This is a genomic window from Microcystis sp. LEGE 08355 (genome assembly GCF_015207185.1).
GTDB classification, from domain to species: domain Bacteria; phylum Cyanobacteriota; class Cyanobacteriia; order Cyanobacteriales; family Microcystaceae; genus Microcystis; species Microcystis panniformis.
This window is the reverse complement of record NZ_JADEXI010000219.1, coordinates 1-7,008: the sequence shown is the minus strand read 5'-3', so window position 1 is coordinate 7,008 and position 7,008 is coordinate 1. Positions and strand designations below refer to the sequence as shown.

Here is a 7,008-nt window from a genome sequence, read left to right as displayed (position 1 = left end):
CCCCACACCCTGCCCCTAGGAGAAACTTTTTCAGCAAACCCTAAATAATTATGACTTTAGACCTGCGCGGCACTCCCTGCCCAATTAATTTTGTCCGGACAAAATTGCAATTAGAGAAAATGACCGCCGGGGAACGGTTGGAAGTCTGGTTAGATGCCGGGGAACCGATCGAACAGGTTCCCACTAGCCTGACAGTGGAGGGTTATCAGATAGAATCGATCGAGGACCGAGATAGCTTTTTTGTTCTCAAAGTCTATCGTCCCGATTCCTAAATGGTAGATGCACAATTAACCGATTTATACGGTACAGTGGTGGCCGTACAGGCGAATTTCTATCAGGTACGCTTGGATTCTGCCGTTATGGGCGAGAATCTTCTCTGTACCCGTCGCGCTCGCTTGCAAAAAATTGGTCAATCGGTGATGGTTGGTGATCGGGTGCGTGTGGAGGAAGCCAATTTTGATGATCGGCAGGGTGCGATCGCAGAAGTCCTCCCCCGCAGTACCGAGATCGATCGGCCGGCCGTTGCCAATATCGAGCAGATTTTGCTAGTTTTTGCCCTTGCTGAACCCGTCCTCGATCCTTGGCTGATCAGTCGTTTTTTGGTGAAAGCCGAGTCCACAGGCTTAGAAATTGCCGTCTGTGTCAATAAAATTGATCTGGGGGAACCGGAACAAATAGAACTCTGGGGCGATCGCCTAGCTGCTTGGGGATACCGGCCTTTTTTTGTCAGTGTCGAGAAAAATCGGGGATTTGAGGCTTTATTGGCACAATTAAACCATAAAATCACTCTCTTGGCCGGTCCTTCGGGGGTGGGAAAATCGAGTTTAATTAATTGCCTAATTCCTGAGATTAACCAACGGGTGGGGGATGTGTCGGGAAAACTGCAAAAAGGTCGTCACACTACCCGTCATGTGCAGTTATTTGCTTTACCAAATCGGGGTTTATTGGCCGATAGTCCGGGTTTTAACCAACCTGATCTTAACTGTTTACCGGAACAATTAACTTTTTATTTTCCGGAAGTGAGACAGCGTTTAGCTTTAGGAAATTGTCAATTTAATGATTGTACTCACCGTCGGGAACCTAACTGTGTGGTGAGGGGAGATTGGGAACGTTACCAACATTATTTAGAGTTTTTAGAAGAAGCGATCGCACGAGAACAGTCATTACAGAAAACTAGCACAAAAGAGTCAAGTTTAAAGTTAAAAATTAAAGAAGCAGGTCAAGAAACCTACGAACCCAAGTTAGCCAATAAAAAATATCGTCGTCCTTCCCGTCGCGGCAAAAATCAAGATCAGGAACGCTACGAAAATAAAACTCTCCAAGATATTTATAATGACGATTCTGAATAGAATGGGTTCAGTTGGGTTTACGGCAGTTATCTTAATGGTGAGATACGAAGTTTTCCTTTTAGTATTCCCCACAATTACCCTAAAAATTCTATTCACACCTAAATTCTGACTTTTAACTGAGGCTGAGGTCGATTTTTTAAGCATTATTGACCTTCTCACCTCTAAGAGCCGAAAATAAACAGAGACGACCCAAACCCAAGATTGCTGGTGAGAAGGTTTCTTGACTGGGGGACTCTAGATTGCAACCAGCAAATTCTTGCTGTATTTCTGTTAGAAAATAGGGCCAAATGGTTAAGAAAAAATTACCGCTAAAAATTATTTGATCGATATCTTCAAGACTTTTTTGCTGTTTTTCTAACAAATCATTAACTTTTTGTCTTAAATTATCTAGATATGGTATAACCACTTTCTTATTTAAATCGCTGCGACTGACCGTCCAAGTATGACCGGCTAGAGAGGAGGTAAATTCGCTTTCTTCTTGCAGGATTAATTTAGTTAATCTAGCGGCTGCCAGTAAAGATTTTTTTAAGGGATTAGTATCGGTGAGATCGGAGCGGGAAAGAGGCAAAAAAGAACGCCAGAGAGGATAAATTAACTGAGAGAGTATGGCTCGTTCATAGGTGTTTTCCCCGTAGTTAAAATGGCTCAGAGCGATCGCTTGACGGGATAAAGAGCGAGTTTGCGGCGGGACTTCCAGCAGTGCTAAAGTGGTAGTCTCTCGTTTACCTTCGACCACCAGTAGGGTTTGGGTTTGGGGTTGGTGACTAGTGGGGATATAGGCCAGAGCAGTAGCGATCGCTGTTTCCAGACTAGAGAGGCGATCGGGGGGTATTAGTTGCGCGCTGAGAAGGGCTTTTTTCAGGTCATCCGTGGAGGTTTCCCCATCGTCGGTGATAATGATAGCTTCTAATCGCTCTAAGGCTTCCCAGAGCCAAGAATCGGTGCTAAAATCCCGATGAGATAGCCAACTAATTAGATATTCGTCCACCTGGGAGCAGGGTAAGCGATCGCTTGTTCCCGTTGCCAGACTCCAAGAAAGAGGATAAAAATCGATTAATCCTTGGCTTTCCCGAAAAAAGACGATTTTCACCCCCTCTGGTTGCACCTCCATTCCCAGGGACCAACGGGCAACTTTAGGGATTCGATCAGGCAATAATAAAGGAGAAAGCATCACTCTGGCCGATTCTAAATGTTGACGAGTGGCGATAATTGTCTCGGAAGTAAGTTCTTGCGGGTTAACTAGAGACGAAATCACCTTGGCAAGAATCCGATCGATCTCGGTCAGTAGAGAGGAAAAATCCTGTTTATCGGTCACTAGATAAATAAAAATACCCACAACTGTCTATTGTAGAATCACCCACTTAAAACGAACAAAATTTAAATATTAAACTATGGAAGAAAAACGCTATCCTGCGGAAAAATCGGCAGAGATTCAAAAATTATTGGATACAGCCACCTTATTGGTCGGTTTACCCCCTGAAACCATCGATCAAGTTACTTCTCATGCTGTCACCCGCATTCATCCTGCTAATCGGGCGATTTTATTAGAAAATGATTGGGGTGGTTCGGTTTACTTTATTCTGGATGGTTGGGTGAAAATTCGTACTTACGATAGTTCGGGTAGAGAAGTCACCTTAAATATCGTCGGTAAAGGGGAAATAGTCGGAGAAATGGCCGCTTTAGACGAATCTACCCGCTCCAGCGATGCTATCACCTTAACCACGGCCACAATTAGCAGTATTCCCGCCCAAGATTTTGTTAATCTGCTCAAATCGGAACCTTTAGCGGGAATTCGTCTTTCTCAGTTAATGGCCAAGCGTTTGCGTCAACTTAACCGGCGTTTACGTTTGCGCGAGGCCGATAGTCTCTCCAGAGTGGCCGATACTTTACTCTTTTTAGCCGAAGGTCAAGGAGAAAAAAGCGGCCAGGGTGTGATAATTCCTAATTTACCTCACCGAGAATTGAGTAGTATTAGTGGACTTGCCCGGGAAACTGTGACCCGCTCCTTGACCAAATTGCAGAAAAAAGGCCTGATTCAACGACAGCAGGAATCTCTCTGTATTCCCGATCTGGCCGCTTTAGAAAAAGCGATCACCTAAATTCAGTGATCAGTGATCAGTGATCAGTTATCAGTTATCAGTTATCAGTGATCAGTTATCGGTTATCATACTAAATCCGGTTATTAAAGACTGATTATCTATTCTTCCGACCCCCCCGATGTCGGGGGGGCAGGGGGGGTTGCCTCTTGCATGAGTGCCTATCTTCACTAGGAAATTTATTTTGCACGACTACTTATGACTGAAAAATTAACCGGTTTTGGAGTGGTGCTGGTGACAACGGCCAGCGAAACGGAAGCGGAGAACTTAGCGATCGCCTTACTTAACGATCGCCTAGCCGCTTGTGTCAGTATTTACCCGATGCGTTCCATTTATCGTTGGCAGGGACAGATTGAAAACGAGAGCGAATGGCAATTAGCGATTAAAACCGATTTAAAGCAGTTTGAGCAGTTATCGGCGAAGATACAGGAACTTCATACCTATGCCGTCCCAGAAATCATCGCTTTACCGATTGTGGCGGGTTCACAGACCTATTTAGACTGGTTAGCCTCCCATGCAGGTGGGGTGTCAGAATAGACCAATCGGCAACTTGAGCGAAAAAAATCTATATAATTCTTAATAAACTATCTCAGGAAGCGCAAAAAGTTTTAATCTAGATGCTGATTAAATTTTTAAACATCTGGTTTTAAGACCGATCGCCTCCACGATTGGAGAACTCAGCACATCGTCAAGGGAGATAGTTAAAATCCAATGAGTCTTAAGGCAAGCGGTGGCAGCTCCTTAGCGCGTCCCCAACTCTATCAAACCGTCCCGGTATCTGCCATTACCCAAGCAGAACAACAAGACCGCTTTCTCGATAAACCCGAACTCAACGAACTGATCGCCTACTTCCAATCGGGGAGCAAGCGTTTAGATATTGCCCAAACGCTCACCCGGAACTCCGATCTGATCGTCTCGCGGGCAGCTAACCGGATTTTTACCGGTGGTTCACCCATGGCCTACCTAGAGAAACCCCCCGTGGAAGAATTGGCCTTGGTGGGTGCGGGTAAAGTTACCAGCGTCCAGGAAGGGATGAAATTAGGAACCGTTACCTACGCTGAAAGCGGGTCTGGTGGCGGCAGTGGTTTCCTTGGTGGCTTAAAAGGGATTTTCGCCTCTAGCGGCCCGATTCCCCCCGGATTCCGACCGATTAACGTCTCTCGTTACGGTCCGAGCAATATGCAGAAGTCCCTCCGGGATTTATCCTGGTTCCTGCGTTATATTACCTATGCGATCGTGGCTGGTGATACCAGTATCCTGATCGTTAATACCCGCGGTTTAAGGGAAGTTCTCGAAAATGCCTGTTCTATTGATGCCACCATCGTGGCCCTACAGGAAATGCGGGCCGCTTCGATCGAGTATTTCCAGAGAGACAAGGATGCGGCCACTTTAATCAGTGACTATTTCAATATCCTACTAGGGGAATTAAAAGCCCCCACCCCCTCTAATAAACTGCGTCAGCGTCCCAGTAGTGACCAACAGGGTTTAAGTCTTCCCCAAAGCTACTACAATGGTGCCGAAAAACGGCAAAAGTTTGTCATGAAAACCGGTTTATCGGAGTCGGAAAAATCTTCGATTATCAAGGCTGCCTACAGACAAATTTTTGAACGGGACATCACCCGCGCCTATAGTCAGTCGATTTCTGATCTAGAATCGAAGGTGAAAAACGGCGACATCTCGATGAAAGAATTCGTCCGTCGTCTCGGTAAATCGCCTCTCTATCGTAAACAGTTCTTTGAACCTTTTATCAATAGTCGCGCCCTAGAATTGGCTTTCCGTCATTTCCTCGGTCGCGGTCCTTCCTCCCGGGAAGAAGTGCAGAAATACTTCTCGATCGTCTCTAGCGGCGGTTTAGCGGCCTTAATCGATGCTTTAGTCGATTCTCAGGAGTATTCTGACTATTTCGGCGAAGAAACCGTTCCCTATCTCCGTGGTTTGGGTGCAGAAGCGCAGGAATGTCGTAACTGGGGGATGCAGATTGACCTGTTTAACTACAGCGCACCTTTCCGCAAAGTTCCCCAATTTATCACCACCTTTGCTAAATACGATCGCCCCTTACCGGATCAGCACGTTTACGGTTCTGGAAATGACCCCCTAGAAATCCAATTTGGGGCAATTTTCCCGAAAGAAACCCGGGAACCTAGTTCTAGTCCCGCTCCCTTTGGTAAAGATAGCAAACGTATCCTCATCCACCGCGGACCTGCCACTAATAACCAAAATAGCAACCCCGGCGCCCGAGGTGAATTCCCCGGTACTTTGGGACCGAAAGTTTTCCGTCTCAATAACGAGTTACCCGGTTCTAGTAATGGGGTAAGCGTTAAATTTGGCGAAAGTTCCACCCAAAGAGTGATTTTAGCGGCTTATCGTCAGGTTTTCGGTCGAATGCCCTACGAAGGTCAGCGTTTATCCGTGGCCGAGATTAAGTTGGAAAATGGCGATATTACTCTGCGCGAGTTTATCAAAACCCTAGCTAAATCCGAGACTTTCCGGAAAATCTACTGGACTCCTCTCTATGTGGTAAAAGCGATCGAATATATTCACCGTCGTCTGCTCGGTCGTCCCACCTACGGTCGTCAGGAAATGAATCAATACTTCGATATCTGCTCGAAAAAAGGCTTCTATGCTTTAATCGATGCCATTATCGATAGTCCTGAATATACGGAAGCTTTTGGCGAAGATACGGTTCCCTACGAGCGCTATCTAACTCCCCAAGGGATGCAGTTACGGATGGTGCGTTTGGGTAATCTCCGCGAAGATATCGGCCAAAGAGTTGATAAAGAGGAAACCCCCCGCTTTATTGAATTGGGTACACCGTCGATCTCGATTCGCACTGAACCCGATATTCAATCTCGTGTCGGTCAAGGTGTCACGGTTCAACGGGAACAAACTAAGGTCTTTAAACTGTTAACTAATCTCGATAAAGTTGCCGTACAAAATACTGTTCGCGCCGCCTATCGTCAGATTTTTGAACGTGATCTCGAACCCTATATCATCAATGCCGAATTTACCGCTTTAGAGAGTAAATTAAGCAATGCTGAGATCACGGTGAAAGAGTTTATTGAGGGTTTAGGTGGTTCGGATCTTTACCTGAAAGAATTCTATGCTCCCTATCCGAATACGAAAGTAATTGAATTGGGAACCAAGCACTTCTTAGGTCGCGCTCCCTTGAATCAAAAAGAAATCCAGAAATATAACCAAATTCTGGCAACTCAGGGATTAAAAGCCTTTATCGGTGCCATGGTTAATAGCATGGAATACCTACAATTATTTGGTGAAGATACGGTTCCCTACCGTCGTTTCCCAACTCTACCGGCCGCTAATTTCCCCAATACGGAACGGTTATACAATAAGCTGACTAAACAGGATAGTGAACTGGTTGTTCCCAGTTTTAAACCGGTAGTTAAGGTCGGTGGCTAATTAGTCCTTGAAGTTAGTTAATTTAGCTCGTGTTCAACACGAGCTTTTTTTCAGGACAAATTACTGGCCAAAATTTATTAAGTAGGTAGGCGTTAAAAATTATCAGATGCCCCCTTATCAAGGGGGGATTAAGGGGGGACTAAGGG

At 45.5% G+C, this 7,008-nt stretch carries 6 protein-coding genes; 5 read left to right on the top strand and 1 reads right to left on the bottom strand.

Annotated features, from left to right (window positions below; all coding sequences use genetic code 11):
- Window positions 1-50 precede the first annotated feature (50 nt).
- Together IQ242_RS12480 and rsgA are read left to right on the top strand one after the other, a co-directional pair.
- Complete coding sequence (locus IQ242_RS12480) at window positions 51-272, top strand: sulfurtransferase TusA family protein (protein WP_002738399.1); 222 nt, start codon at window positions 51-53, stop codon at window positions 270-272.
- On the top strand, window positions 273-1,349 hold the full coding sequence (gene rsgA, locus IQ242_RS12475; RefSeq protein WP_193960194.1) for a small ribosomal subunit biogenesis GTPase RsgA: 1,077 nt from the start codon (window positions 273-275) through the stop codon (window positions 1,347-1,349).
- A 136-nt stretch (window positions 1,350-1,485) separates the two neighbouring features.
- On the opposite strand, the gene IQ242_RS12470 is transcribed toward rsgA, so the two are convergent.
- Window positions 1,486-2,685: a hypothetical protein gene (locus IQ242_RS12470; RefSeq protein ID WP_193960193.1), complete on the bottom strand. Its 1,200-nt coding sequence runs from the start codon at window positions 2,683-2,685 to the stop codon at window positions 1,486-1,488.
- A gap of 55 nt (window positions 2,686-2,740) precedes the next feature.
- On the opposite strand from IQ242_RS12470, the gene IQ242_RS12465 reads away from it, so the two are divergent.
- The 3 genes from IQ242_RS12465 to IQ242_RS12455 all read left to right on the top strand — a co-directional run bounded on the left by IQ242_RS12465 (window position 2,741) and on the right by IQ242_RS12455 (window position 6,862).
- A complete protein-coding gene (locus IQ242_RS12465; protein WP_193960192.1) occupies window positions 2,741-3,448 on the top strand; it encodes a Crp/Fnr family transcriptional regulator in 708 nt (235 codons plus the stop codon).
- A gap of 195 nt (window positions 3,449-3,643) precedes the next feature.
- The gene (gene cutA, locus IQ242_RS12460; RefSeq protein WP_193960191.1) at window positions 3,644-3,982 is read left to right on the top strand and encodes a divalent-cation tolerance protein CutA; all 339 of its coding nucleotides are present in this window, start codon (window positions 3,644-3,646) and stop codon (window positions 3,980-3,982) included.
- A 174-nt stretch (window positions 3,983-4,156) separates the two neighbouring features.
- Window positions 4,157-6,862: a phycobilisome rod-core linker polypeptide gene (locus tag IQ242_RS12455; RefSeq protein WP_193960190.1), complete on the top strand. Its 2,706-nt coding sequence runs from the start codon at window positions 4,157-4,159 to the stop codon at window positions 6,860-6,862.
- Window positions 6,863-7,008: the final 146 nt, after the last annotated feature.

Coding starts and splice junctions, on each gene's coding strand:
- IQ242_RS12480 (WP_002738399.1), top strand. CDS start 51: ATGACTTTAGACCTGCGCGGCACTCCCTGCCCAATTAATTTTGTCCGG.
- rsgA (WP_193960194.1), top strand. CDS start 273: ATGGTAGATGCACAATTAACCGATTTATACGGTACAGTGGTGGCCGTA.
- IQ242_RS12465 (WP_193960192.1), top strand. CDS start 2,741: ATGGAAGAAAAACGCTATCCTGCGGAAAAATCGGCAGAGATTCAAAAA.
- cutA (WP_193960191.1), top strand. CDS start 3,644: ATGACTGAAAAATTAACCGGTTTTGGAGTGGTGCTGGTGACAACGGCC.
- IQ242_RS12455 (WP_193960190.1), top strand. CDS start 4,157: ATGAGTCTTAAGGCAAGCGGTGGCAGCTCCTTAGCGCGTCCCCAACTC.